This window comes from Parvularcula oceani (assembly GCF_000733125.1).
Lineage (GTDB): Bacteria > Pseudomonadota > Alphaproteobacteria > Caulobacterales > Parvularculaceae > Parvularcula > Parvularcula oceani.
Map to the genome: position 1 here is coordinate 73,142 of NZ_JPHU01000006.1, position 24,240 is coordinate 97,381.

Annotated in this window: 20 protein-coding genes; 12 read left to right on the plus strand and 8 right to left on the minus strand. The window is 67.9% G+C overall.

The window, feature by feature from the left end:
- Positions 1-13: 13 nt before the first annotated feature.
- Positions 14-841, minus strand: a complete 828-nt coding sequence (locus IE88_RS0108265; protein WP_036766904.1) for a DUF1206 domain-containing protein — start codon at positions 839-841, stop codon at positions 14-16.
- Between the two features lie 176 nt (positions 842-1,017).
- Between IE88_RS0108265 and sucD the strand changes: the two genes are divergently transcribed.
- From sucD to IE88_RS0108300, 7 genes are all read left to right on the plus strand, one after another.
- Complete coding sequence (sucD, locus tag IE88_RS0108270) at positions 1,018-1,917, plus strand: succinate--CoA ligase subunit alpha (RefSeq protein WP_031552867.1); 900 nt, start codon at positions 1,018-1,020, stop codon at positions 1,915-1,917.
- A 137-nt stretch (positions 1,918-2,054) separates the two neighbouring features.
- On the plus strand, positions 2,055-5,018 hold the full coding sequence (locus IE88_RS0108275) for a 2-oxoglutarate dehydrogenase E1 component (RefSeq protein WP_031552869.1): 2,964 nt from the start codon (positions 2,055-2,057) through the stop codon (positions 5,016-5,018).
- A gap of 11 nt (positions 5,019-5,029) precedes the next feature.
- A complete protein-coding gene (gene odhB / locus IE88_RS0108280) occupies positions 5,030-6,580 on the plus strand; it encodes a 2-oxoglutarate dehydrogenase complex dihydrolipoyllysine-residue succinyltransferase (RefSeq protein ID WP_031552871.1) in 1,551 nt (516 codons plus the stop codon).
- Positions 6,581-6,665: 85 nt separating this feature from the next.
- Positions 6,666-8,258: a glutamine-hydrolyzing GMP synthase gene (gene guaA / locus IE88_RS0108285; protein ID WP_051881714.1), complete on the plus strand. Its 1,593-nt coding sequence runs from the start codon at positions 6,666-6,668 to the stop codon at positions 8,256-8,258.
- A gap of 73 nt (positions 8,259-8,331) precedes the next feature.
- Complete coding sequence (locus IE88_RS0108290) at positions 8,332-9,723, plus strand: alpha/beta hydrolase (RefSeq protein ID WP_051881716.1); 1,392 nt, start codon at positions 8,332-8,334, stop codon at positions 9,721-9,723.
- A gap of 27 nt (positions 9,724-9,750) precedes the next feature.
- Entirely contained in the window at positions 9,751-10,293 is a 543-nt protein-coding gene (gene thpR, locus IE88_RS0108295) for an RNA 2',3'-cyclic phosphodiesterase (RefSeq protein WP_031552878.1), read from the plus strand.
- A 121-nt stretch (positions 10,294-10,414) separates the two neighbouring features.
- Positions 10,415-11,143: a DUF1499 domain-containing protein gene (locus IE88_RS0108300; protein ID WP_036766905.1), complete on the plus strand. Its 729-nt coding sequence runs from the start codon at positions 10,415-10,417 to the stop codon at positions 11,141-11,143.
- On the opposite strand, the gene IE88_RS18135 is transcribed toward IE88_RS0108300, so the two are convergent.
- Both IE88_RS18135 and phaC read right to left on the minus strand, forming a co-directional pair.
- The gene (locus tag IE88_RS18135; RefSeq protein ID WP_156032499.1) at positions 11,140-11,289 is read right to left on the minus strand and encodes a hypothetical protein; all 150 of its coding nucleotides are present in this window, start codon (positions 11,287-11,289) and stop codon (positions 11,140-11,142) included. The genes IE88_RS0108300 and IE88_RS18135 overlap by 4 nt on opposite strands.
- Positions 11,290-11,395: 106 nt before the next feature.
- Positions 11,396-13,459: a class I poly(R)-hydroxyalkanoic acid synthase gene (gene phaC, locus IE88_RS0108310; RefSeq protein WP_081871540.1), complete on the minus strand. Its 2,064-nt coding sequence runs from the start codon at positions 13,457-13,459 to the stop codon at positions 11,396-11,398.
- A gap of 88 nt (positions 13,460-13,547) precedes the next feature.
- On the opposite strand from phaC, the gene IE88_RS0108315 reads away from it, so the two are divergent.
- From IE88_RS0108315 to glpX, 3 genes are all read left to right on the plus strand, one after another.
- Positions 13,548-13,931, plus strand: coding sequence for a hypothetical protein (locus tag IE88_RS0108315; RefSeq protein ID WP_031552884.1), 384 nt, complete (start codon positions 13,548-13,550; stop codon positions 13,929-13,931).
- A 97-nt stretch (positions 13,932-14,028) separates the two neighbouring features.
- On the plus strand, positions 14,029-15,303 hold the full coding sequence (locus IE88_RS0108320; RefSeq protein WP_162178321.1) for a homoserine dehydrogenase: 1,275 nt from the start codon (positions 14,029-14,031) through the stop codon (positions 15,301-15,303).
- Positions 15,304-15,312: 9 nt separating this feature from the next.
- Complete coding sequence (gene glpX / locus IE88_RS0108325; protein ID WP_036766907.1) at positions 15,313-16,305, plus strand: class II fructose-bisphosphatase; 993 nt, start codon at positions 15,313-15,315, stop codon at positions 16,303-16,305.
- Positions 16,306-16,374: 69 nt separating this feature from the next.
- Here glpX and IE88_RS0108330 read toward each other — a convergent pair whose 3' ends face one another.
- From IE88_RS0108330 to IE88_RS0108340, 3 genes are all read right to left on the minus strand, one after another.
- Positions 16,375-17,235 (minus strand): acyl-CoA thioesterase, encoded by an 861-nt coding sequence (locus IE88_RS0108330; protein ID WP_031552890.1) that lies wholly within the window; start codon positions 17,233-17,235, stop codon positions 16,375-16,377.
- A 91-nt stretch (positions 17,236-17,326) separates the two neighbouring features.
- Entirely contained in the window at positions 17,327-19,423 is a 2,097-nt protein-coding gene (locus IE88_RS0108335; protein WP_031552893.1) for an alpha/beta hydrolase family protein, read from the minus strand.
- 83 nt (positions 19,424-19,506) lie between these two features.
- A complete protein-coding gene (locus tag IE88_RS0108340; RefSeq protein WP_156032503.1) occupies positions 19,507-20,022 on the minus strand; it encodes a gluconokinase in 516 nt (171 codons plus the stop codon).
- Positions 20,023-20,222: 200 nt separating this feature from the next.
- On the opposite strand from IE88_RS0108340, the gene IE88_RS0108345 reads away from it, so the two are divergent.
- Together IE88_RS0108345 and IE88_RS0108350 are read left to right on the plus strand one after the other, a co-directional pair.
- Positions 20,223-21,593 carry an MFS transporter gene (locus IE88_RS0108345; protein WP_337588811.1) on the plus strand — a complete coding sequence of 457 codons (1,371 nt, stop codon included), beginning with the start codon at positions 20,223-20,225 and terminating at the stop codon, positions 21,591-21,593.
- A gap of 9 nt (positions 21,594-21,602) precedes the next feature.
- Entirely contained in the window at positions 21,603-22,781 is a 1,179-nt protein-coding gene (locus IE88_RS0108350) for a vWA domain-containing protein (protein WP_031552901.1), read from the plus strand.
- A 4-nt stretch (positions 22,782-22,785) separates the two neighbouring features.
- On the opposite strand, the gene IE88_RS17290 is transcribed toward IE88_RS0108350, so the two are convergent.
- Complete coding sequence (locus tag IE88_RS17290; protein WP_031552903.1) at positions 22,786-23,487, minus strand: anti-sigma factor; 702 nt, start codon at positions 23,485-23,487, stop codon at positions 22,786-22,788.
- Positions 23,487-24,125 (minus strand): sigma-70 family RNA polymerase sigma factor, encoded by a 639-nt coding sequence (locus IE88_RS0108360; protein ID WP_051881720.1) that lies wholly within the window; start codon positions 24,123-24,125, stop codon positions 23,487-23,489. The genes IE88_RS17290 and IE88_RS0108360 overlap by 1 nt, the downstream gene beginning before the upstream one ends.
- Positions 24,126-24,240: the final 115 nt, after the last annotated feature.

A 24,240-nucleotide genomic window follows, 5' to 3' on the forward strand; every position in this document is an offset into this window, starting at 1 on the left:
GCTCCTTTCGGGGTTACGCGGTGGCGCCGCGAAGCTTGCCCTTCGCTTCGCCCTCGGGATCGGGGATGAAGCGGTAGCGGGCTTGGAGAATGCTGAAGAGGCCGAAGGCGACGAGGCCCAGGCCGATCAGGCCGAGCAGGATCGAGCCCCAGGCCTGCCCCCGCAGCCAGTCGAGCGCGCCGCCGACGCCGCGGGCATTGTCGGGGTTCGCGGTGAAGGCCGCGACCAGGAGGAAGACGCCGATGATCGCGAAGATCACCGCGCGGCTCAGAATGCCGGCCTTGATCGCCTTGTTGACCCAGCCCCTGTGCTCCGGGATCCGGGTGCGGGCCTTGTATTCTTCCTTGATCGCCTTCTTGGCCTGCGCCGCCGCGGCGGCGAGGCCGATCAGCCCCGCAATGCCGACGAGGATGCGGCCGAAGGGCGCCTGCATCAGCTTGGCGGTCAGGGAGTCCGCGCCGCCTGTGCCGCCCCCCGCAGCGCCGAAGATCAGCATGAAGCAGTAGACGGCGAGCGCGAAATAGGTGAGCCCCGCGAAGAAATGCGCCACCCGCTTGGCGGTGCCTTCCTTGTCATGGCCCTGGTTTTCGAGGTCGAGCGCGGCGGCGGTCGTCCGCCAGATGCCGTAGCCGAACAGGCCGATGCCGATCAGCACGAGGGCGAAGACGCCCCATCCGCTGTCCGCCAGCGTGCGCAGCGCGCCCGTGCTGCCCGTCGTCTGCCCGCCGGAGCCGAAGGCCGCGAGCACGGCGAGCCCGCCGATCAGGCAGTAGGTCACGCCGCGCGCGGCGAAGCCCGCCCGTGCCAGTTTCTCGAACAGATCCTTCTTCGATGCGTCCATGACCGAACGTCTCCTTCTCGTTCCCGACGACCCGAACACGCAGAAGCGGCCTTCGTCCCCCATGCGAACTGCGCGCGGTTGCGCGGTTCGCCTTGTCTCGGTCAGGTCTGCTCGCTACTCCCCCCGCAACCTTCAGAACCATTGCCCGGGCGGGCAGTCAGGCAAGCGGAGCGTCCATGTCGATTCTGGTGAACAAGAACACGAAGGTCCTGTGCCAGGGCCTGACCGGCAAGACCGGCACCTTCCACACCGAGCAGGCCATCGCCTATGGCACCAAGATGGTCGGCGGCGTGGTGCCCGGCAAAGGCGGCCAGACCTGGGAAGCCGGAGAGGCTGCCAAGGGGGCGACCCTGCCGGTCTATGACGACGTGAAGACGGCGCGGGAGAAGACCGGCGCCGATGCCTCCGTCGTCTATGTGCCGCCGAAATTCGCGGCGGCCTCGATCCTCGAAGCCATCGAGGCCGAGATGCCTCTCGTCATCGTGATCACCGAGGGCATCCCCGTCCTCGACATGGTCAAGGTGAAGGATGCGCTCAAAGGTTCGAAGACGCGCCTCGTGGGCCCGAACTGCCCGGGCGTCATCACGCCGGACGAATGCAAGATCGGCATCATGCCGGGTCACATCCACCGCCGCGGCTCGGTCGGCATCGTGTCGCGCTCGGGCACGCTGACCTATGAGGCGGTGCATCAGACCACCAATGCGGGCCTCGGCCAGTCGACCTGCGTCGGCATTGGCGGCGACCCGGTGAAGGGCATGGACTTCATCGACGTGCTCGAGATGTTCCTCAAGGACGACGAGACCGAGAGCATCATCATGATCGGCGAGATCGGCGGTTCCGCCGAGGCCGAGGCGGCGCAGTTCCTGGCCGAGAATTCGGTCAAGAAGCCCACTGTCGGCTTCATCGCCGGCGTCACGGCGCCTCCGGGCCGCCGCATGGGCCATGCGGGCGCCATCGTCTCGGGCGGCGACGATACGGCGGAAGCCAAGATCGAAGCCATGCGCAAGGCCGGCATCGCGGTCAGCCCGACGCCCGCCGCGCTCGGCACCACGCTGGTAGAAGTTCTGAAAGGCTAACGCCGTAGGCGAGGACTAGCTGTTGCGCGCGGGCCGCGGCCCGTTAAGTACAGTGTCAACCGAGGCGGGTATGCCCGCCTCCTTCACGTCCTGAGGCCGGGCGGGAGCCCGGCCCGATCTGCGAGGCCCAGCGTCCCATGGCCCATGACGGCTCACAAGGCGACGACTTCAACACGCGGGAGGCCGTCGCCTCCACTTCCTTCCTGAGCGGCGCGAATGCCGGCTACCTCGCCGAGCAGCATGCCCGCTATGCGAAGAATCCCGCCAGCGTCGATCCCGAGCTGCGCGCCTATTTCGACGGCCTCGGCAGCGACGGCGCGAGCGAGAACGCGAACGGCCCCTCCTGGTCGCGCAGCGACTGGCCCACCCGGTCGGGCGATGAGCTGACGGCCGCGCTGTCGGGCGACTGGTCCGCGCTCGAAGGGGCCTTCGAACGCAAGATCGAGAAGCGCTCGCCCGAGCTTGCGCCCGCGGATGTGCGCGCCGCCGTGTCCGATTCGGTCCGGGCGCTGATGCTCATCCGGGCCTACCGCATCCGCGGCCACCTCATCGCGGACCTCGATCCGCTGGAGATGCGCACGCTCGAGGTCCACCCCGAACTCGACCCGCAGACCTACGGCTTCGCCGAGGAGGACTGGGGCCGCGAGATCTTCATCGATCAGGTGCTGGGGCTCGAGACGGCGAACCTGCACACGATCATGGAGATCCTCCGCCGCACCTATTGCGGCACCTTCGCGATCGAGTTCATGCACATCACTGACCCGACGCAGAAGCAGTGGCTTCAGCAGCGGATCGAGGGCATGGACAAGGAGATCAAGTTCACCGCCGAGGGCAAGCGGGCGATTCTCTCCAAGCTGATCGAGGCTGAGGGCTTCGAGAACTTCCTCCACGTCAAATATCAGGGCACGAAGCGCTTCGGGATCGACGGCGGCGAGGCCATGGTTCCCGCGCTCGAGCAGATCATCAAGCGCGGCGGCGCCCTTGGCGTCGAGGAGATCACGGTCGGCATGCCCCACCGGGGGCGCCTGAACGTGCTCGCCGCCGTGATGGGCAAGCCCTATCACCAGATCTTCCACGAGTTCCAGGGCGGCGCGGCCATCCCTTCGGATGTCGGCGGCTCGGGCGATGTGAAATATCATCTCGGCGCTTCCTCGGACCGCGAGTTCGACGGCAACAAGGTTCACCTGTCGCTCGCCGCGAACCCCAGCCATCTCGAAGCGGTCGATCCGGTGGTGCTGGGCAAGTCGCGCGCCAAGCAGGACATGAACCCGCCGCGCACCAAGCTGACGCAGGCGCGCACCCATGTCCTGCCGCTTCTGCTGCATGGCGATGCGGCCTTTGCGGGGCAGGGCGTGGTCGCGGAATGCTTCGGCTTCACCGGACTGCGCGGCTATCGCACGGGCGGCACGATCCATTTCATCGTCAACAACCAGATCGGCTTCACGACGAGCCCGCGCTTCGCGCGCAGCTCTCCTTATCCGTCCGATGTCGCCAAGATGGTCGAAGCGCCGATCTTCCACGTCAATGGCGACGACCCGGAGGCCGTGGTCTTCGCGGCCAAGGTCGCGACCGAGTTCCGGCAGGAATTCGGCCATGACGTGGTTCTCGATATGTGGTGCTACCGCCGCTACGGGCACAATGAGGGCGACGAGCCGAGCTTCACCCAGCCCCTGATGTACAAGCGCATCAAGGCGCGAGAGAGCTCCCCGGTGCTCTATGCGCAGCGCCTGATCGAAGAAGGCGTGGTCACGGAGGAAGAGGTCCAGCGCGAGCGCGACGACTTCAAGGCCTTCCTTGCCGAGGAATTCGACGCCGGCGGGCCCTATGAGCCGAAAAAGGCCGACTGGCTCGACGCGCACTGGAAAGGGTTCCGTCCGCCCCAGGAGGATGACCGCCGCGGCAATACCGCCGTCTCCATGGAGCGCCTGCGCGAGATCGGCGCGAAGCTGACCCATGTTCCCTCGGACCTGAAGATCCACAAGACGCTGGCCCGCATCCTCAAGGCGAAGAAGGCCGCGATCGATGCGGGGGAAGGGATCGACTGGGCGACGGCAGAGGCGCTCGCCTTCGGCTCGCTCCTCAAGGAAGGCTACCGCGTCCGCCTGTCCGGCCAGGACTCCGTGCGCGGCACGTTCAGCCAGCGCCACGCGCAATTCGTCGATCAGGAGACGGAGAAGCGCTGGACGCCGCTGCGGCACCTGGGCGGCGATCAGGCCGAATTCGAGGTGATCGATTCGAACCTGTCCGAATTCGCGGTGATGGGCTTCGAATACGGCTATTCGCTCGCCGACCCCTGCACGCTCGCCCTGTGGGAAGCGCAGTTCGGCGATTTCGCCAATGGCGCGCAGGTCATCTTCGACCAGTTCATCTCCTCGGCCGAGCGCAAGTGGCTGCGCATGTCGGGCCTGACGCTCCTCCTGCCGCACGGCTATGAGGGGCAGGGGCCGGAGCATTCCTCCGCCCGGCTCGAGCGCTATCTGCAGGCCTGCGCCCAGGACAACATCCAGGTCGCCAACTGCACGACGCCTGCGAACTATTTCCACATCCTGCGGCGCCAGCTGAAGCGCGATTTCCGCAAGCCGCTCATCCTGATGACGCCCAAGAGCCTGCTGCGCCACAAGCGGGCGGTCTCGACCCTGGAGGAGATGAGCAATGGCTCGTCCTTCCACCGCGTGCTCCAGGACGATGCGGAATACCGGCCCGGCAGCACGGTCGACCTCGTCCCCGACAATGTGGTGCGGCGGGTCGTGATGTGCTCCGGCAAGGTCTATTACGACCTGCTCGAAGAGCGCGAGAATCGGGGTATCAACGACGTCTACCTGATGCGCGTCGAGCAGTTCTATCCGTTCCCGGCGCAGTCGCTGATGAAGGAACTGCGCCGCTTCGACCAGGCGGAGATGGTCTGGTGTCAGGAAGAGCCGAAGAACATGGGCGGCTGGTCCTTCATGGAGCCGAACCTCGAATGGACGCTGGGACAGGTGGGCGCCAAGCATGGCCGGGCCCGCTATGCCGGCCGCCCCGCCGCCGCCTCGACGGCGACGGGTCACGCCGCCCAGCATAGACAGGAACTCGCAGCCTTCCTCGACGAAGCGCTGAGTTAGGAAGAAGACGAATGACGGATATCGTGGTGCCCGCAGCGGGCGAAAGCGTCACCGAAGCCGATATCGGCGAGTGGCTGGTGAAGGTCGGCGACCGGGTGAAGGCCGATCAGCCCATCGTCAGCCTGGAGACCGACAAGGCGGCGATGGACGTGCCCGCGCCGGCCGATGGGGTGATCACCTCGATCGACGCGCAGGAAGGCGACACGGTGTCGGTCGGCGACGTCATCGCCAAGATGGAAGAGGGCGACGCCGCCACTGCCAAGGACGCGCCGAAGTCCGGCGGGATCGAGCAGGACTCGAAGGGCAAGGCGAAGGATGCCGGCAATGGCGGCAGCGCCGGGGCCGATGGCGGCGCTGCGGCCTCGGGCAAGGCCGAAGGCGAAGAGGTCGAGATCGTCGCGCCCTCCTCGGGCGAAAGCGTGACCGAGGCCGATATCGGCGAGTGGCTGGTCAAGGTCGGCGACTACGTCAATGCGGATGATCCGATCGTCAGCCTGGAGACGGACAAGGCGGCCGTCGACGTGCCCGCGCCGACCTCCGGCACGCTCAAGGAGATCAAGGCGCAAGAAGGCGACACCGTCGCCGTGGGAGACGTGCTCGGCATCCTCGTCTCCGGCGAGGTGAGCGGCAAGCCGTCCGCGCCCGCGCCCGCCGAGCAGAAAGAGCAGACGCCGCAGCAGACGAACCAGAAGCTGTCCACGCTCTCCCCCGCGCCGCGCCGCGTGGTCGAGGAGCGGGGCCTCGACGCCTCGCAGATCGAGGGGACCGGCAAGGATGGCCGGGTCACGAAAGGCGACGCGCTCGCCCATCAGCCGCAGCAGGCGAAGCCCGCCGCCCGTCCGGCGGAGCCGCGCTCGCTCGAGGAGCGCGAGGAGCGAGTGAAGATGTCCCGCCTGCGCCAGACCATCGCCCGGCGCCTCAAGGAGAGCCAGGACACGGCGGCGCAGCTGACCACCTTCAACGACGTCGACATGACGGCGGTGATGGAAGCGCGCTCTCAGTACAAGGAGCTCTTCGAGAAGAAGCACGGCGTGAAGCTCGGTTTCATGTCCTTCTTCGTGAAGGCCTGCGTGCAGGCGCTGCGCGAAGTGCCCGATGTCAACGCCGAGATCGACGGCACGGACATCATCTACAAGAACCATTACGACATCGGCATCGCGGTCGGCACCGAAAAGGGCCTCGTCGTTCCGGTCCTGCGCGATGCCGAGGCCAAGTCGCTCGCGCAGATCGAGAAGGACATCAACGATTTCGGCAGGCGCGCCCGCACCGGCGACCTCAAGCTCGACGAGATGCAGGGCGGCACGTTCACCATCACCAATGGCGGCGTGTACGGATCGCTGATGTCCACGCCGATCCTGAACATGCCGCAATCGGGCATTCTCGGCATGCACCGGATCGAGAAGCGCCCGGTCGTCGTCGGCGATCAGGTGGTCGTGCGGCCGATGATGTATCTGGCGCTGAGCTACGATCACCGGATCGTGGACGGGAAAGGCGCCGTGACCTTCCTCGTGCGGGTGAAGGAAAATCTCGAGGATCCGCAGCGCCTGCTGCTGGACCTCTGAAGAGTGCGGCGGGCGGCCTCCGGCAGGCCGCCCGCGCTGCATCGCAGCGCGTTGAAGCCAAGGCGGTTCCGGCGTAAGGCGCGCCATGGCCGACTCGCTTCAGACAATCGCTCCGCAGGTTCACCAGCACCATGAACGGGTGCTCGTCGTCGACTTCGGCAGCCAGGTGACGCAGCTCATCGCGCGGCGCCTGCGCGAGGACGGCGTCTATTGCGAAGTCCATCCCTTCAATCGCATCGGCAAGGCGATGCTGGACGAGTTCGCGCCCAAGGGCGTGATCCTGTCCGGCGGCCCCTCCAGCGTGAAGCGGGCCGACCGGCCGCATGTCGATGACGCGGTCTTCGCGCTCGGCGTGCCGGTCCTCGGCATCTGCTATGGCCAGCAGATCATGGTCGATCAGCTCGGCGGCGAGGTCGAGACGGCGCGGGAGCGGGAGTTCGGCCGGGCCGATGTGACGGTGCAGACGCAGAGCGCGCTGTTCCAGACCGTCTGGGCCGAGAACGGCACCTACCCCGTCTGGATGAGCCATGGCGACAGGGTCGTCCGGTTGCCCGAAGGCTTTCATCCCATCGCGACGACGCCTTCGGCCCCCTTCGCCGCCATCGCGGACGAGCTGCGCGGCTTTTACGGCGTGCAGTTCCACCCCGAGGTCAGCCACACGCTGGACGGGGCGCGCCTTCTGTCCAATTTCACCCGCCAGATCTGCGGGCTGAAGGGCGATTGGACCATGGCCGCCTTCCGCGAGGAGATGACCGCCAAGATCCGCCAGCAGGTCGGCGACGCCCGCGTCCTCTGCGGCCTCTCGGGCGGCGTGGACAGCGCGGTCGCCGCCGTCCTGATCCACGAGGCGATCGGCGATCAGCTGACCTGCGTCTTCGTCGATACGGGCTTGATGCGGAAGGATGAGGGCCGCCAGGTCGTCGACCTGTTCCGCGGCAGCTACAATATCCCGCTCGTCCATGTGGAGGCGGAGGACACCTTCATGGGCGTCCTCGACGGGCTCGACGATCCCGAGGCCAAGCGCAAGGCGATCGGCAAGACCTTCATTGATGTCTTCGAGGCGGAGGCGAAAAAGCTCGGCGGGGCGGACTTCCTCGCGCAGGGCACGCTCTATCCGGACGTGATCGAGAGCGTCAGCTTCGATGGCGGCCCGTCGGTCACGATCAAGTCGCACCACAATGTCGGCGGCCTGCCCGAGCGCATGAACATGGGCCTCGTCGAACCCCTGCGCGAGCTGTTCAAGGACGAGGTGCGGGCGCTGGGGCGCGAGCTCGGCCTGCCCGACGGTTTCGTCAGCCGGCATCCCTTCCCGGGGCCAGGCCTCGCCATCCGCATTCCCGGCGCGGTGACCAAGGAGAAGGCGGACCTGCTGCGCGAGGCGGACGCCATCTATCTCGACATGATCCGGGAAGAGGGCCTCTACGACGCGATATGGCAGGCTTTCAGCGTGCTCCTGCCCGTGCGGACGGTCGGGGTCATGGGGGACGAGCGGACCTATGACTGGGTGCTCGCGCTTCGCGCGGTGACGTCCACGGACGGCATGACCGCGGACAGCTATCCCTTCGAGCACGACTTCCTGAGCCGGGTTTCCACGCGCATCATCAATGAGGTCCGCGGCATCAACCGCGTCGTCTATGACGTGACGTCCAAGCCGCCCGGCACGATCGAGTGGGAATAGGGCCTGCCCGGATCTGACGTTCCGCCCTGCGCCGCCGGTGGCGGAGGGCCGCTGGCGAGGTTAAGGGGAGGTCATGATCAGGCCCATCCTGTCCGCCGCTTTCGCCGTCTTCGTTCTCGGCGGAGCGTCTCCCGCTGCCGCGCAGGATTTCGAGCCCTGCGCGGATGCCGGGTCCATACCCGCCCTAGCAGGGTCGCTCTGCCTTCGCGAGGCGGTGCCTCTCGATCCGGCCCATGAGGATGCATCTCGCGGCGAAGAGATCACGCTCTTCGTGCGGAAATTCCCCGCGCCCGACCCGGCCGCGCGCCGCGGCGAGGTCTGGCTGGTTGCGGGCGGGCCGGGCGAGACGGGCGCCAGCTTTTATCCGGTGCTGCCGGTCCTGCGAGCGGCCTTCGCGGACTATGACCTGGTCATCCCGGACCATCGCGGGACCGGCTATTCGGCGAAGCTCTGCCCTGAGCAGGAGGCGGCCGAAAGCCCGGCGGGCCTGTCGCTGGCAGGCGAGGAATGGGGGCCGTGCATCGGCGCGATGCAGGGCGCGGCGGAGCGGGCCCGCGCCTTCACCATCACCAATGCCGCGCATGACCTGTCCGGGCTGATCGCCCGGCACAGGCAGTCCGGCGAAGTCCACCTTTACGGCGTGTCCTACGGCACGCAGCTGGTCCTGCGCATGATGCAGGCCGCGCCCGTGCCGGTGGACGGCATCGTGCTCGACGGCCTCGTGCCGCCCGAAACCGATCCGCGCTGGGATCTGAGCCGCCGCACAGAGGTGGTGGATGCAGTCGGGCATGACGTGCTGACGCCTGCACAGATCGACGCCTATCGCGCGCTCCTCGCCGACAGGACCGCAGGATGGCGGAAAGTCGTGCCCGGCGGCGATCTGCGCGCCTTCATGGGCCGAGCGCTGAACTTTCCTCAGCTGCGGGAGCGGATCCCGGCGGTGATCGAGGGCCTGTCCCGCGGCGACACCGCGCCGCTCGAAGCAGCGCTCGGCGCGCTCGAGGAGGCGGTTGCGGACCTCCGCATCTCCGCGCAGTCGCCGCCCTCGCTTCCGCTCGTCATGCTGATCAGCGGATCGGAGAACAATGCACGGCCCGACCTGACCGCGCAGATGGTGGAGGAGGAAGCCGTGGACGCGCTGTTCACCAGTCCGCTGCCCGGCCTCCTGACGAACAATCCCGCCCCCCTCTATGAGCGTGACGGGTTCTTCGGCGGGGTGCCGCGGAACCTGCCGCCGACGCTGATCGTGCACGGAACGCTCGACCCGAATACGCCCTATGAGGGCGCGCGCGATCACGCAGCGATCCTGTCGGGCGCAGGGAACGATATCCGCTTCGCGGCTGTGGAGGGCGGCGCGCATTTCCTGCCCCTCGTGGCGCCGGACTGCTTTGTGCGGATCGTTTCGGCGCATCTGGACGAGGGGCAGGAGGCTCCCGCGCGCTGCCGCTCCGCCAGAGCGCCGTAAGCGAAGCGCGGGAGGAGCTCGAACGTCATGCCGCGTCTCTTCGTCGGAATAGGGCTGCCGGACGGGGTGCGTCAGGCGCTGGCGCTGTCGCGCGGAGGCCTGCGGGAGGCGCGCTGGGTCGATCCTGCGGACTATCATGCGACGCTGCGCTTCGTCGGGGAGGTGGAGCCGCCCCGGGCCGAAGCGCTGCTCCGGGCTCTGCATGCCGTATCGGCCGAGCCGGTGGAGATCGAGGCGGATGCTTTCGGCGCCTTCGGTGGCGATGCGCCGCGCTCGCTGCATCTGAGGCTGCGGACGACGCCCGCGCTTTCGGCGCTCCAGTCTTCGGTGGAGCGGGCCTGCCGGGACATCGGGCTCGAACCGGAAACCCGGGTCTTCGCGCCGCACGTCACGCTGGCCCGAATGCGGCGCGTGAAGCCGCGCGAGGTGGCGCGCTGGCTGTCGGAGCATGTCTATGCGGGGCCTCTCCGCTTCCAGGCGGACGCCTTCTCGCTTTTCAGCGCCCGTCCGGGCGGCGGCGGCCCTTATGCCGAGATCGAGCGGTTTCCGCTCGGCGCAGCGGCGCGATGACGCGGCGCTGCGGGCGAGGCGAGACGCTGCGGGCGCAGCAGGCTAGGCTCTGCCCGCAATGACGGATCGAGGGGCCGAGCCGATGACCTATCCGACACCCAGCCGCGGGAGCCGCTGAGCCATGCGTGCGGCGGCGCTCGTCCTGGTGCTCCTCGCCCTCGTGCCGGTGCTGATCTATGGCGGCATGTCGGTGGGCGTGCGCTACGACCTGATCGGGTTCGGGGCGCTGTTCTCGCAGCTTGGCTGGCTGGTTCCGGTGCTGCTGGTCGCCGGCGTCGCGGCGCTGGTCTCCTTCGTCCTGATGCTGCTCAAGCGGGCGCTCCTTCCGGCCGCGGCGAGCTTCTGCGTCTGTCTTCTGGCCTTCGGCATGGCGGCCGGGCCGATCCTGCTGCGCGCCAAGGCGGCCACCGTGCCGCCGATCCACGATATCACCACGGATACGGTGAACCCGCCGGCCTTCGTCGCGGTCCTGCCCCTGCGCGAAGGGGCGGCCAATCCGCCGGAATATGACCGTTCGCAGACGGAGGCGCAGCTCGAGGCCTATCCGCAGATCCGGCCGCTGGTGATCGAACGTCCGTATCAGGAAGTCTACCCGCTGGTCATCGAGGCGCTGCGGGCGGAAGGGATGCGGATCGTCGCGGCGGACCCGCGCGAAGGGCGGATCGAGGCCGTGGCCACCACGAGCTGGTTCGGATTCCGCGACGATGTCGTCCTGCGCCTGCGCGGCGCGCACGGGATCGCGACGCTGATCGACATGCGGTCCAAATCGAGAGTGGGGCGCTCGGATGTCGGCGCCAATGCCGAGCGGATCGAGCGGGTCTTCGGAAGGATCACCGAAGAGGCAGCCTAGCCTCTCTTGGCGATGCGTTCCTGACGCTGCTGCTCTTCTTCCTGCCGCAATTGCCGGAAGATCCGGTCTGCCGTCAGGCTGCGCCTGTGCTGCGTGCTTGCCAGCTTTTCAAGTAGCTCTCTCGTCTTCGATGCGGTCTCGGACATCTCGCTCCGCCCCGGCCCCGATAATTTGCCCTACGAGACTCACCGTGCGGTCACAATCATGAACGGATCGTTAAATCCGTGTGTTGCCGCTGCCACAGCCAGCCCTTCAGTCCGAGCGCACCTTCACATAGGAGCCGGGCGCCTCTTCGAGGACCGGGAGGTCACCATCACCCGGCTGGCGCGCCGGCACCGTTCCCGGCGAACGCTCGCGCAGCCAGCGGTCCCAGTACGGCCACCAGGAATGCTCGTGCAGGTCCGAGCCTTCGCACCATGCCTCCATGGTCTCGGGCAGTTCGTCATTGGTGCGATAGTGGTACTTCTTGCGCGCAGGCGGGTTCACGACGCCGGCGATATGGCCTGATCCCGCCAGCATGAAGCGGGCCTCGCCGCCGAAGAGGCGGGCGGATTTGTAGATCGAGCGGGGTGGGGCGATGTGGTCCTTCTCGCCGGCCTGCATGAAGACCGGGATCTTGACGTTCTGAAGCGCGATGGGCGTGCCCTCGACGTTCAGGTCTCCCCGCGACAGCGCGTTGTCGCGATAGAAGTTGCGCAGGTAATAGAGGTGGCACGCCTTGGTCATGCGCGTGGCGTCCGAATTCCAGTAGAGGAGGTCGAACTTCTTGGCTTCCTTGCCCTTGTAGTAATTGTCGACGAAGGCCTGCCAGATCAGGTCGTTGGGCCTCAGCATGTTGAAGGTGCGCGCCATGGCCGAGCCTTCGAGGACGCCGCCAGAGGCGTCGATCTGCTTTTCGAGCGCGGCGAGCTGCCGGTCGTCGATGAAGACGCGCAGGTCGCCCGCCTCCGAAAAATCCGTCTGCGCCGTGAAGAAGGTGGCGGTGTTGATCCGCTCGTCGCCGTGCTTCGCCATATAGGCGAGAGTGACGGCCAGCAGAGTGCCGCCGATGCAGTAGCCGATCGTGTCGAAGGATCGCACGCCGGTCGCGCGTTCGGCCGCCTCCAGCGCCTCGAACACGCCTTCGCGCATATAGTCGGGGAAGGACTTGTCCCTGAGCGCCGGCCCCGGATTGACCCAGGAGACGACGAAGACGGTCCGGCCCTGATCGACTGCCCACTTGATGAAGGAGTTCTCGGGCTGGAGATCGAGGATATAGAACTTGTTGATCCAGGGCGGGAAGATCACCAGCGGCCGCTCGGCCACTTCCTCCGTGGTCGGCGAATACTGGATCAGCTGCATGAGGTCGTTCTGGTAGACGACCTTGCCCGGCGTGGTCGCGACGTTCTCGCCGACGCGAAAATAGTCGAGATCGGCCTGGCGGATGGCGAGCTCGCCATGGCCCCGTTCGAGGTCCTCGACGAAGTTCTTCATCCCCGCGAGCCAGTTGGCGCCCTGGGTCTCGATCGTCTCTTCGTAGACCTCGGGGTTCAGCGCCGGGACATTGGTCGGCGACAGGGCGGCGAGGAACTGGTCCGCGTGGAAATGGGCGCGCTTGCGCGTCGCCTCGTCGACATGGGGCGCCTCGTCGATGGCCGCGTTCACCCAGCGCGCCATCAGGAGGTAGGACTGCTTGACGAAGTCGAGCGTCGGGTTCTCCTCCCAGGCTGCGTGGCTGAACCGCTTGTCGGTCGGCGCGGGGGCGGCCACGGGCTCGGATCTGCCGCCGGACATCTTCTCGGCCATGCCGGTGAACAGGCGGGTATAGTCGCTCCAGAGGTTCATCTGGAGCTTCATCATCCGGGCGGGGTCGGAGGCGAGGGCGGTGGCGACGTCCCTTGCCGCCTCGGAGACGTTGAAGGGGTCGGGCGTCGGCTCGGAGGGGCGGACGCTGCGCTGCGCGGAGCGGCTCGCCATGTCCTTCATCAGGTCCTGCGCCTTGAGATTCACCTCGGTCATGTATTCGGCGAAGCGGGCCATGTCCCCCTGCAGGAAGCGCTCCTGGGCGCCGGCCTCCGCCTTCGGCGCGGAAGCGGCCGTACCGGCCTCGGACGCGTCCGCCCGCGCCGCCTCCGGCTTCGCCGCGGTCTTCGGCGATGGGGCGGCGGCTTTCTTCGCAGGCGCCTCGGCCTTGTCCGCCGATTTGCGCGCGGTCTTCTTCGCGGTGCTTTTCGGGGCAGCCGCCTTCGTGCCTGCCGACTTACGGGCAGCGGTCTTGCGCGCGGGCGCCTTGCGTCTGGGCGCCGTCTCGTCGGGCTTTTTGGGCGCGTCGCTCATCGTCCCGGCCTCCTTGTCGGGAGCGTGCCGCACCCCCTATGGTCCGTTTCGGCCCTTACAGTAGAGTGCGGCGCACCCGCGAGGATCAATGTCAATTTTCCGCAGCGCTTTCATCGTGCTCCTTCTGGCGGGCTGCGCGAGCGACACGCCGCCCGATGCCTCGCCGGTCTCGGCGCAGCGCAACGCCGAAATCGAGGCGCGCATCGACCGGGAAGTCTCGCAGGGGCGGCGGTCCGGCTTTCCCGACCTCTCCGATGTCCCGGCCCCCGAGAACGCGCCCGCCCTGACGGCGGAGATCGAGGCGCAGGAAGCCGTTCTGGACGAGCGGGCCGCCGAGCTGCGGGGCCTCCAGGACGAGGCGGCGCAGGACGACGACCTCTCCGCGCTCGAAGCCGAAGCGGCAGCTCTGCGCGCGGCGGTGGCCCGCGACCGGGCCCTGATCGACGCGCAGGAGCCTCTGCAGCTGCCTTGAGCCTTTCGCGGGCATCAGGCGTGGCCAATCCTCTTCCGCCCCGTTAGACCCGGTTCCGACGCGTTAGAAGAGGGTGGGACCCGTGCAGGATCTTCGCTTGAGTATCGCCGGCCTCGGGACCGTCGGCTGCGGCCTCCTCCGCCTGCTGCAGGACGACCGCCGTCTCGGCCGTCAGGGAGTGGGCTTCGAGGTGACGGGCGTGAGCGCGCGCAACCGTAATGCCGAGCGGGCCGTGCCGGTCGAGCAATATCGCTGGTTCGACGATCCGGTCGAGATGGCCCGCGATGCGAATGCGGACGTCTTCGTCGAGCTGATGGGCGGTGCGGACGGTCCGGCCTATGATGCGGTGAAGGCAGCGCTCGAAGCGGGCAAGGCGGTGGTGACGGCCAACAAGGCGCTGATCGCGCTTCATGGCGGAGAGCTCGCCCGCATCGCCGAGGCGAACGGCGCCGCGCTGCGCTACGAAGCCGCCGTCGGCGCGGGCACGCCGGTCATCCGAGGCCTGCGCGACGGCCTCGCCGCCTGCTCGGTCGAGACGATCGCGGGCATTCTCAACGGCACCTGCAATTTCATCCTGAGCGAGATGGGCAGCACCGGCGCGCCCTTCGCCGACGTGCTCGCCGAGGCGCAGCGCCTTGGTTATGCCGAAGCCGATCCGAGCTTCGATGTCGGTGGCATCGACGCGGCGCACAAGCTCGCCATCCTGGCCACGCTGGCCTTCGACAGCGAGGTGTCGCTGGACGATATCGAGACCACCGGGATCGAAGCGGTCACGTCGCAGGACCTCGAAGAGGCCAGGCGCCTCGGCATGGGCGTGAAGCTCCTCGCGACGGCAACCATTGTCGGCGAGCGCATGGCGCTTCGGGTGTGTCCGGCGCTGATCGCCGAGACGAGCCCGCTGGCGCGCGCGCAGGGGCCGGAGAACGTCTTCATCATCGATGCCGATTCGGTCGGCCGCGTGGGCTTCACCGGGCCCGGGGCAGGGGACATGGCCACGGCGGCGGCGGTCGCAGCCGACCTCGTCACCGTCGCCAAGGGCGCGACGGGCCCCGTCTTCGCCAGTCCGGCGGAACGGCTCCAGAGCCTCGATGCGAGCGGCGCGGCGGATCTCGTCAACGCCTATTACCTGCGCATTCCGCTGCATGACGAGCCGGGCGCGCTCGCCAGCGTCGCCACCACGCTCGGCGAGCACGGCGTCAGCGTCGAGCGCGTCTCGCAGCGGGCCGAAGAGGACGGCACGGTCAGCCTGGTCATCACCACCCATCCCTGCCGCGCGGCGACCTTCGCCAAGGCCCGCAGCGCGCTGTCGGAAGCGCGCCCGGTCGCAGGCGCGTTCTCTGCATTCCCCATCGCCGACGCTTCTTACTTCTAGGACTCCTCCATGGCCGAACAGCATCAGGAATATCTCGACCGCATCCTGACCATCGAGCTCGGGCGCTGCACCGAGGCGGCGGCCGTGGCGGCCAGCACCAAGATTGGGCACGGCGACAAGGAAGCCGCCGACCAGGCCGCGGTGACCGCCCTGCGCGCAGCCTTCAACAAGCTCGACATCGACGGCACCATCGTGATCGGGGAGGGCGAGCGCGACGAGGCGCCGATGCTCTATATCGGCGAGAAGGTCGGCAAGGGCGGGCCGAAGATCGATATCGCGCTCGACCCGCTCGAGGGCACCACGCTGACGGCCAAGGCGATGTCCAACGCCCTCGCCGTGGTCGCCATGGCGACGGGCGGCTCGCTGCTCAATGCGCCGGACGTTTATATGGACAAGATCGCCTGCGGTCCCGGCTTTCCCAAGGGCGTCATCGACCTCGACGCATCCGCAGAGGACAATATCCGCTCGCTCGCCAAGGCCAAAGGCGTCGATCCGAGCGAGATCACCGTCTGCGTCCTGGACCGTCCGCGCCACGACTATATCGTCGAAGGCTGCCGCAAGGTCGGCGCCCGGGTGACGATGATCCCCGATGGCGACGTGGCCGGCGTCTTCCACACGACGAACCCGGAGGAGTCGGGCATCGACCTCTATATCGGCACCGGCGGCGCGCCCGAGGGCGTTCTCGCCGCGGCGGCGCTGCGCTGCGTCGGCGGTCAGATGCAGGGGCGGCTCGTCTTTCGCAATGACGACGAGCGGGCCCGCGCGGAGAAATGGGGTATCAAGGACCTCGACCGCAAATACGACCTTCTGGACATGGCGTCCGGCGACGTCATGTTCGCGGCCACCGGCGTGACCGACGGCACCATGCTGAAGGGCGTGAAGTGGCGCGGCGAGAAGGTCTTCACGCAGACCATCGTCATGCGGTCGAAGTCCGGCACCGTTCGGGTCATCGACGCCGCGTCGAAGGCGGACAGCTTCAACCGCGGCTATAGCGACCAGTAGGCGGATGCCGCTTTTCCACAAGGTTGTGTGGAAAAGCGGCCATTCCGGAAAGGCTGTGGAAAACGCCGCTCAGTCGAGCAGGCGGACCAGCCCTTCCTGCGCGCAGGAGGCGATGAGGGTGCCGTTCTTGTCGTAGAAGCTGCCGCGATTGAAATTGCGGGCGCGGGCGGCGCGCGGGCTGTCCATCGAGTGGAAGATCCACCCGTCCACGCGCACATCGCCGTGGAACCACATGGCATGGTCGAGACTGGCGCCGAGGATCCTCCGGGTCGAGAAATCCATGCCGTGCGGGCGCAGACCCGTGCCCATCAGGCGATAGTCGGAAATATAGGCGAGCAGCGTCTGGTGGGTGACCGGGTCCTCTCCCACGCCGCGGGCGAAGCGGAACCAGAAGCCCTGCTCGGGCGGCTTGGGGGCGGTGTCGCCCGGCTGGCTCGAGGAGACCGACCGCACATCGATCACCGTTTTGGGCAGGAAGAAGGGGCGCGGCGCGTCAGGATTGTCCCTGAGCGCCGACTCGGCGCGGTCGATGTCCGGTTCCAGCGTCTGCGGCTCGGGGATGCCGTCGGGCAGGTCCATTTGATGGTCGAGGCCCTGCTCGCGCTTGTGGAAGGACACGGCGGTATTGAAGATCGCCTCGCCGTTCTGGCGCGCCACGACGCGGCGCGTGGAGAAGCTGCCCCCGTCGCGGATCGGGTCGACCTCGTAGATGATCGGGCGATCCGCGTTTCCCGGGCGCAGGAAATAGGCATGCAGGGAGTGCGGCAGCCGGTTCGGCTCGACCGTGCGCACGGCGCTGTTGAGCGCCTGGGCCAGGACCTGCCCGCCGAAGACGCGGGGCAGGTCGAGCGGCAGCGAGGTGCCGCGGAAGAGGAGCTTGTCCAGCTGCTCGACATGGAGGCTGGCGATCAGGTCAGCGAGGCCGAACATGGCGTCTCCGCGGGAAGGAAACCCGGCCGGATTTCCGCGATGTTGCATTGCAAAAGACCCTGCCGCCCGAGCACGCGCGGCGCAAGGCGGCTCAGTCGCCCTGCGCCGCGTCCTCTTCTTTATTCGCCTTCGCGGCATCATGGGCGGCGAACCAGCCCATGATGTTGTCCGTCTTGGCGATCAGGCGGCTCGGCCGGCTGGCGATGCTGTGCGAGGAGCCCGGCACGCGGATCAGCGCCGTCTCGACGCCCGCGAGCTGCAGCGCGGTGTAGAACTGCTCGGCCTCCCATGTCGGCGTGCGCCAGTCTTCCTCGCCGACCATGACGAGCGTCGGCGTCGTCACGTTCTCGATCAGCATGATGGGCGAGCGGTCGAGAAAGGCGTCGGGGTCCGTCCACGGCTCGGCGCGGATCCAGTGCCGCTTCACGTAAGGGGCGATGTCCGCGGCCAGCGCCATGGTCATCCAGTTGATGACCGGCTTGACCGAGGCCGCGGCCTGGAACCGGTCGGTCATGCCGACGATCCAAGCCGTCAGGATGCCGCCGCCCGAACCGCCGGTGACGAAGAGGCGTTCGGGATCGGCATAGTCCCGCTCGACCAGATAGGTGACGACGCTCATCAGGTCGTCATAGTCCTCGCCCGGATAGTTCAGGTCGATGAGCTGCGCGAACTCTTCGCCATAGCCCGTCGAGCCGCGCGGGTTCACATAGACGGTGACATAGCCCTCCGCCGCATAGCGCTGCATCTCGGCGGAGAAATAGGGGCCGTACATGGCGAAGGGGCCGCCATGGATTTCCAGGATCAGCGGGTGGGAGCCGTCCGCCTCGAAGCCGGGCGGCAGGGCGACCCATGCCTCGATCTCCCGGCGGTCGAAGGAGGAGGGCACCTTGATCTCCTCGATCTCGGCGAGGTCGAGATAGGACAGGACATCGGCGTTGAGATCGGTGAGGAAGCGGCTCTCGCCGTCTTCGAGGACGGCGATGTCGGCGGGCCGATGCGGCCCCGTCGCGGTATAGGCGATGACCCGGTCTCCGCCGCTGCCCCCGACGGAGAAGGACGCCGAGGCATAGGGCCGTCCAATCGACGTGCCGCCCAGGCCGCCGCCGAGGGTCTGCATCCGGCCCGACAGGCCGACCTGCCGCAGCGTGATGTCGCCCGCATCCTCGACCTGCACGATGAGGCTGCGGCCGTCGGGCGACCAGGCGAAATCGCCGACAGAACGGTCGAGCCCGTCCGTCAGCAGCTTCGGCTCGCCGCCATCGGCGTCCATGACGTAAAGCTCCGTCTGCTGATAGGAGAGCCGCTCGTCGTCATAGCCGACATAGGCGATCCGGCGCCCGTCCGGCGACACTTTCGGCATGGCGTCGGGGCCGTCGCGATCGGTCAGCGCGCGGCGTTCGAGATCGGAGAGGGAGACGGCATAGATCTCGTTCTCGATCGGATCGAGGTCGCGGTCTTCCGCTTCGTTGCCCACGACGAGCAGCGTCTCGTCGCCGAGCCAGGCCGCGCCGCCGAAATCGGCTTCGCCTTGCGTGATCTGGCGCGGCGAGCCGCCTTCGGCGGGCACCGTGTAGACGTGGTCCGCGCCCTCGCTGAGATAGCCCTGGCCGTCGAAGCGGAAGGTGATGTCGTCGAAGACCCGCACCGCTTCCGACCATTCGGCGCCCTCGGGCGCTTTCACCGTGCTCTTGGCGAAGGAGGGCGTCTCGCCGGGCGTGAACATGGTGAAGGCGATGGTGCTGCCGTCCGGCGACCAGACCGGCCCGCGGGGCGCCTCTTCGAGCTGGGAGAGAACGAAGCTCTCCCCGCTATCCATGTAGAGGACGCGCAGCTCGGGCTTGCCGCCCGAAGCGGTCGTGTAGAGGAGGCGGCTGCCATCCGGGGACCAGCGCGGCGATCCCGCCGAGGCGCCGCCGGTGACGAGCGGGCGGTGCGCATCGGTTTCGAGGTCGTAGATCCAGAGGTCGCCGCGGACCTGGTCGCTGCGCCGGTCCATGGAGCGGCGGACATAGACGATGGTCTTGCCATCGGGAGACACCTGCGGATCGTCCGCATATTCGAGGTCGAAGACGTGCTCGGCCGTGAAGCGGCGGTAGTCCTTTTCCTCGTCGCCGCTCTGGGGAGCGGTCTGCGCCGTCGCGGCGGCGGGAAGAAGGGCGAGAAGGCCGAGCAGCGTTCGGGCGGACATGGCGTCTCCTTGTTCGATCTTGGCTTCGGTTCCGGTTCTAGAGCACGAGGCGCAGAAGCGCATGGCCCGCCCGCAGTCGCGCCTCAGAGGGTCTTCACGAGCTGCGCCGCGGAATGGGCGACCCGGCCGATGGGCTGCGTCCCGTCGAGCCGCACGACGCCGACGGCGTCGTCCATCGCGGCGATCTGGCTTTCCAGGAGAGCCGGTCCCGCGAAATGGTCCTTGCGCGCTTCGAGGCGCCGGCGGAGCTCGTCGGCCGGCACGACCAGGAGCGCGAAGGCGCAGGGGCCGGGCAACGCAGCTTTCAGGGCATCGCGGATGTCCTGATTGAGCGCGGAGCAGGCCAAGAGGGCCTTGGGCGGCGCGGCCTCGGCGATGCCGCGGCCGATGGCGGCGATCCAGGGCATGCGGTCCTCGTTGCTGAGAGAGCCGCCGCTGCGGATCTTCTCGACGTTGCTCGGCGGATGGTAGGCGTCGCCCTCGAAGAACGGGACGCGGGCGAGCTTCGCCGCGCGCGCGCCGACCGTGCTCTTGCCGGCGCCGGAGGGACCCATCAGGACGAGCGTGCGCGTGGGCTCTGCGGGTGCGGCTTCGCTCACGCGGCGGAACCGGGGCGGTCGGGACCGTCACATGATTTGCGACAAGATAGATTGTGCGACATCGACGTCCTCGCGTTCCTGAGCGGCGGTTGCGGCGCGGTGCCGGTATGCAGGCTCCGGCGCTTCTTGGGCAAGCCGCACCCATGCATCCGGCCTCCGGCCCCATCGCGCCTGCGCGCTGGGCGTCATTGGCTTCGGTCATGCTGCCGTGCACAAAGAAGTTGAGCCTCCTTCGGCATCGGTTACACGCGCCTGTGGAACATCCTGACCCCCAGACTTCGCGCACGCTCGCAGCGGCGCCATCCGCGCCCCTTCGGCGCGGCGGACGGCAGCCGGACTTCGAGCGTTCGCCGACACCGCCGCTCAGGCGCCGGCTCGGCATCGGCGTCTTGCTGCTCACGGCCTTCTGCCTCGGGCTCGGCCAGACCGTGCTCTTCGCGATCCTGCCGCCGATCGCGCGCGATATCGGCATGTCGGAGATGCAGGTCGGCCTGATCTTCACCGTTTCGGCCGCATTCTGGGTGCTGACGAGCCCGCGCTGGGGGCGCCTCAGCGACCGGCTGGGCCGCCGTCCGGTGGCGCTGATCGGGGTCGGCGCCTTCGTTCTCGCCATGCTGGCCCTGACGGCCGCGATCGGCATCGCGATGTCCGGCGCCCTGTCCGTGCTCGGCGCCTTCGCGCTGATGACCGCCGCGCGATGCGTGCACGGCGCGTTCGGCAGCGCGGGGCCCGCCGCCTCGCAGGCCTATATCGCGGACCGCAGCAGCCCCGCAGAGCGCACCTCGGCCATGTCGAACTACGCGGCCGCCTATGGCCTCGGCGCGGTTGCGGGGCCCGGGATCGGCGCGGTCGGCGCTCTCGTCGGCGCGCTCGTCCCTCTGATCCTCGTCGCAGTGGTCGGGGCGGTGGCCTTCGTCCTGATCTGGCGGCTCCTGCCCGAAGCGACGCCCCCCGCGGAGCGGCGGCGCTCGGCGGTCAAGCTGGGCGCGCTCGACGAGCGGCTGCGCATCGTGCTGCTCTACGGCCTCTTGTCGGGCATCCTCAACGCCGTGCCGCTCCAGGTCCTGGGCTTCTATCTGCTCGACACGCTCGACCTGGCCGAGGACCATGCTCTTGCCAGCGTGGGAACGGCGCTGATGACGATGTCGGCTGCTTCGCTCTTCGCCCAGCTCGTCCTCGTGCGGCGCCTGCGCCCCACCCCGCGCGGCATGATGCGCACCGCCCCCCTGCTCTGCGCCGTCGGCTATGTCGGGGTCGTGCTCGGCGGCACCCTGCCCCTGATCCTGGCAGGCCTCGTCTTCGCTGGGCTCGGCCTCGGCATGAGCATGCCCGCCTTCAACGCGGCCGCATCGCTCAGCGTGACGCCGGAGGAGCAAGGCGGCGCGGCGGGCCTCGCCACGGCGGCGGGCGCGTCGGGCTTCATCGTCGCGCCGGTCATCGCCTTCACGCTCTACGAGCTGACGCCGCACGGCCCCTTCCTCCTGGGCGCGGGCGTGGCGCTGGTCATGGCGCTCCTCGCCTGGACGAGCCTGAACCCGGCCCTGGGTGCAAGATCGGTCCCGGCGCGCTAAGGGGGCAGCATGTTCACGCGCTTCCTCCTCGACCTCAAAGCCGCAGAAGTGCCCGTCTCGCTGCGCGAATACCTCACCCTGCTCGAAGCGATGAAGGCCGACCTCGCCGACATGAAGGTCGAGCATTTCTACTATCTCTCGCGTTCGGCCCTGGTGAAGGACGAGCGCCACATCGACCGCTTCGACCGCGTCTTCGCGGAGGTCTTCAAGGGCATTGAGAGCCTTGCCGAGGGCGTTGTCGGCGAGACCGAGCTGCCCGAGGACTGGCTGCGGGCGATGACGCAGAAATACCTCTCCGAAGAGGAGAAGGCCGAGATCGAGAAGCTCGGCGGCTGGGACGAGCTCATGAAGACGCTCGAAGAGCGCCTCAAGGAGCAGAAGGAGCGCCATCAGGGCGGATCGAAATGGATCGGCACGGGCGGCACCTCGCCCTTCGGCAATTCCGGCTACCACCCCGAAGGCGTCCGCATCGGCGGGCAGTCGCGCAACAAGCGCGCGGTGAAGGTCTGGGAGAAGCGCGAGTTCAGGAACCTGTCGGACGACGTCGCGCTCGGCACGCGGAACATCAAGCTCGCCCTGCGCAAGCTGCGCCGCTTCGCCCGCGAAGGCGCGCCGGACGAGTTCGACCTCGACGGCACGATCAAGGGCACGGCCCGCTCGGGCTATCTCGACGTGAAGATGCGGCCAGAGCGGCGCAACACCATCAAGGTGCTGCTCTTCTTCGATATCGGCGGCTCGATGGACCCCTATATCCGCCTATGCGAAGAGCTGTTCTCGGCGGCGCGGGCGGAGTTCAAGCACCTCGAATTCTTCTACTTCCACAATTTCCTCTACGATTATGTGTGGAAGGACAATGCGCGGCGCTGGAACGACAGGACCCAGACCTGGGACGTGCTGCACACTTACGGCTCGGATTATGTCGTCATCTTCGTCGGCGACGCCTCGATGAGCCCCTATGAGATCACCATGCCCGGCGGCTCGGTCGAATATCTGAACGAGGAGCCGGGGGCGCTGTGGATGCAGCGGCTGACGGACATCTATGCGCGCACGATCTGGCTCAACCCGATCCCGAAGGATCGCTGGAGCTACACGCCCTCGATCCAGATGACGCGGGAGCTGATCGACGACCGGATGTTCCCCCTCACACTCGAAGGGCTGGATGACGCAATGGCGGTGCTGCGCCGCTGAACGCCTAGTCCCGCACCGGCGACAATTCGATCACGGGTCCCGTCGCGACCACCGGTCCCGTCGGCTGGCCGGTCGGCGATCCGCCCGGCGGCTCGAGGCTGAAGGCGAAGGTCATGTTCTCGAACTGCGAGGGCGTGTCCGTATCGCCAGGGCGGTCCGGGCTGACGAGGCCGATCGACACCGGCGCGCCGTCCGGCGGGATCGCCCAGAGCTGGACCACGCGCTCGCCCGGCTCTTCGCCGAAGACCGCGGGATCGAAGGCGGGCACGCGGACCCGGCCGTCCGGGTAGATCTCGACCATCACCGGCGGCCCTTCCCCGGCCTCCGAAGAGATCGGCGCGACGAAGCGGATCGGAGTCGGGGCGGGAGCCGGCCCGGGCCGGAGCAGGACGGCGGCGAAGAGGAGCAGCGACAGGGCGACGAAGGCGCCCGTCAGCGCTTTCCACAGGCCGATGCCGCCGGGCCGCGCCCGGTCCGCAGGCGCCTCGTCGCCGAACAGGGCGGCGTCGAGACGGCGCTTGAGCGTCGGCGGCGGCGTGCGGGCGAAATGAGCGGTCAGCTCTGCGAGATCGTCCTCCCACTCGGCCACGGCGGCACGGAAAGCGGGGTCCTCCTCGAAGGCGCGGCGCGCGTCCTCCCGCCCCTCCTCCCCCAGGAGATCGAGAACATACTCCGCTGCCAGGATATGCCGGTCCTTATCGTCCATCACGACCTGTCTGCGGGCAGCTGCGGCGCCTTTTCCGATCCTGGTCCGCTCACCTGGTCGATCAGGCACTCCCGCAGCTTCTCGAAGCTGCGCCGCATTCGGCTTTTGACGGTGCCCAGCGGCGCCTCGATATCGGAGGCGATTTCAGCATAGGTCTGTCCGAGGAAGAAGGCGCGCCGGACGAGCTTCGCCTGGCCCGCTTCGAGAAGCTGAAGGCAACGGTGCAGATGCGCCGCCTCGCTGCCCTTCACCGCGTTTTCCTCGGGAGTGGGCGCATCGCACACCCGTTCCAGATGGGCGGGATCGACGCTGACATTCCGCCTTCGCCTGCGGCGGTCGACGGCCGCGTTCCTGACGATGATCACCATCCACGAGATCGCGCGCGACGAGGCCGCGTTCTGCGTCGCGGCGCGCCGCCAGATGCTGATGAAGGCTTCCTGCACCACGTCCTGCGCTTCGTCGGCATCCCCGAGCACGGCATAGGCGACACCGTAGAGTTGCGGCGAAGCCAGCTCGTAGAGGCGGTCGAAGGCCCGGCGGTCCTCGAGCCCGACCTTGGCGAGAAGCTCATCGAGAGACGGATCGGGCGCGTTCTTTTCCACGGCGGGCAGGTCGCAGTATTTCGCGCAGCAGGTCAAGAGCTTTGTTCATGGTAGGAAAATGGAGGTTCCACCAAGACGGCGCCGGATTTTCCCTATCCCGTGTTCTCTGAAGAACGATCGAAGGCCTGCGAGAGAACACGTCCATGTTATC

What these genes read in the sequence shown, in the direction of transcription:
- IE88_RS0108345 (WP_337588811.1), top strand. Translation starts at nt 20,223, where the DNA reads ATGCTGCCGTGCACAAAGAAGTTGAGCCTCCTTCGGCATCGGTTACAC.
- IE88_RS0108300 (WP_036766905.1), top strand. Translation starts at nt 10,415, where the DNA reads ATGCGTGCGGCGGCGCTCGTCCTGGTGCTCCTCGCCCTCGTGCCGGTG.
- glpX (WP_036766907.1), top strand. Translation starts at nt 15,313, where the DNA reads ATGGCCGAACAGCATCAGGAATATCTCGACCGCATCCTGACCATCGAG.
- IE88_RS0108335 (WP_031552893.1), bottom strand. Translation starts at nt 19,423, where the DNA reads ATGTCCGCCCGAACGCTGCTCGGCCTTCTCGCCCTTCTTCCCGCCGCC.
- IE88_RS0108330 (WP_031552890.1), bottom strand. Translation starts at nt 17,235, where the DNA reads ATGTTCGGCCTCGCTGACCTGATCGCCAGCCTCCATGTCGAGCAGCTG.
- sucD (WP_031552867.1), top strand. Translation starts at nt 1,018, where the DNA reads ATGTCGATTCTGGTGAACAAGAACACGAAGGTCCTGTGCCAGGGCCTG.
- guaA (WP_051881714.1), top strand. Translation starts at nt 6,666, where the DNA reads ATGGCCGACTCGCTTCAGACAATCGCTCCGCAGGTTCACCAGCACCAT.
- phaC (WP_081871540.1), bottom strand. Translation starts at nt 13,459, where the DNA reads ATGAGCGACGCGCCCAAAAAGCCCGACGAGACGGCGCCCAGACGCAAG.
- IE88_RS0108350 (WP_031552901.1), top strand. Translation starts at nt 21,603, where the DNA reads ATGTTCACGCGCTTCCTCCTCGACCTCAAAGCCGCAGAAGTGCCCGTC.
- IE88_RS0108290 (WP_051881716.1), top strand. Translation starts at nt 8,332, where the DNA reads ATGATCAGGCCCATCCTGTCCGCCGCTTTCGCCGTCTTCGTTCTCGGC.
- thpR (WP_031552878.1), top strand. Translation starts at nt 9,751, where the DNA reads ATGCCGCGTCTCTTCGTCGGAATAGGGCTGCCGGACGGGGTGCGTCAG.
- IE88_RS0108275 (WP_031552869.1), top strand. Translation starts at nt 2,055, where the DNA reads ATGGCCCATGACGGCTCACAAGGCGACGACTTCAACACGCGGGAGGCC.
- IE88_RS0108265 (WP_036766904.1), bottom strand. Translation starts at nt 841, where the DNA reads ATGGACGCATCGAAGAAGGATCTGTTCGAGAAACTGGCACGGGCGGGC.
- odhB (WP_031552871.1), top strand. Translation starts at nt 5,030, where the DNA reads ATGACGGATATCGTGGTGCCCGCAGCGGGCGAAAGCGTCACCGAAGCC.
- IE88_RS18135 (WP_156032499.1), bottom strand. Translation starts at nt 11,289, where the DNA reads ATGTCCGAGACCGCATCGAAGACGAGAGAGCTACTTGAAAAGCTGGCA.
- IE88_RS17290 (WP_031552903.1), bottom strand. Translation starts at nt 23,487, where the DNA reads ATGGACGATAAGGACCGGCATATCCTGGCAGCGGAGTATGTTCTCGAT.
- IE88_RS0108315 (WP_031552884.1), top strand. Translation starts at nt 13,548, where the DNA reads ATGTCAATTTTCCGCAGCGCTTTCATCGTGCTCCTTCTGGCGGGCTGC.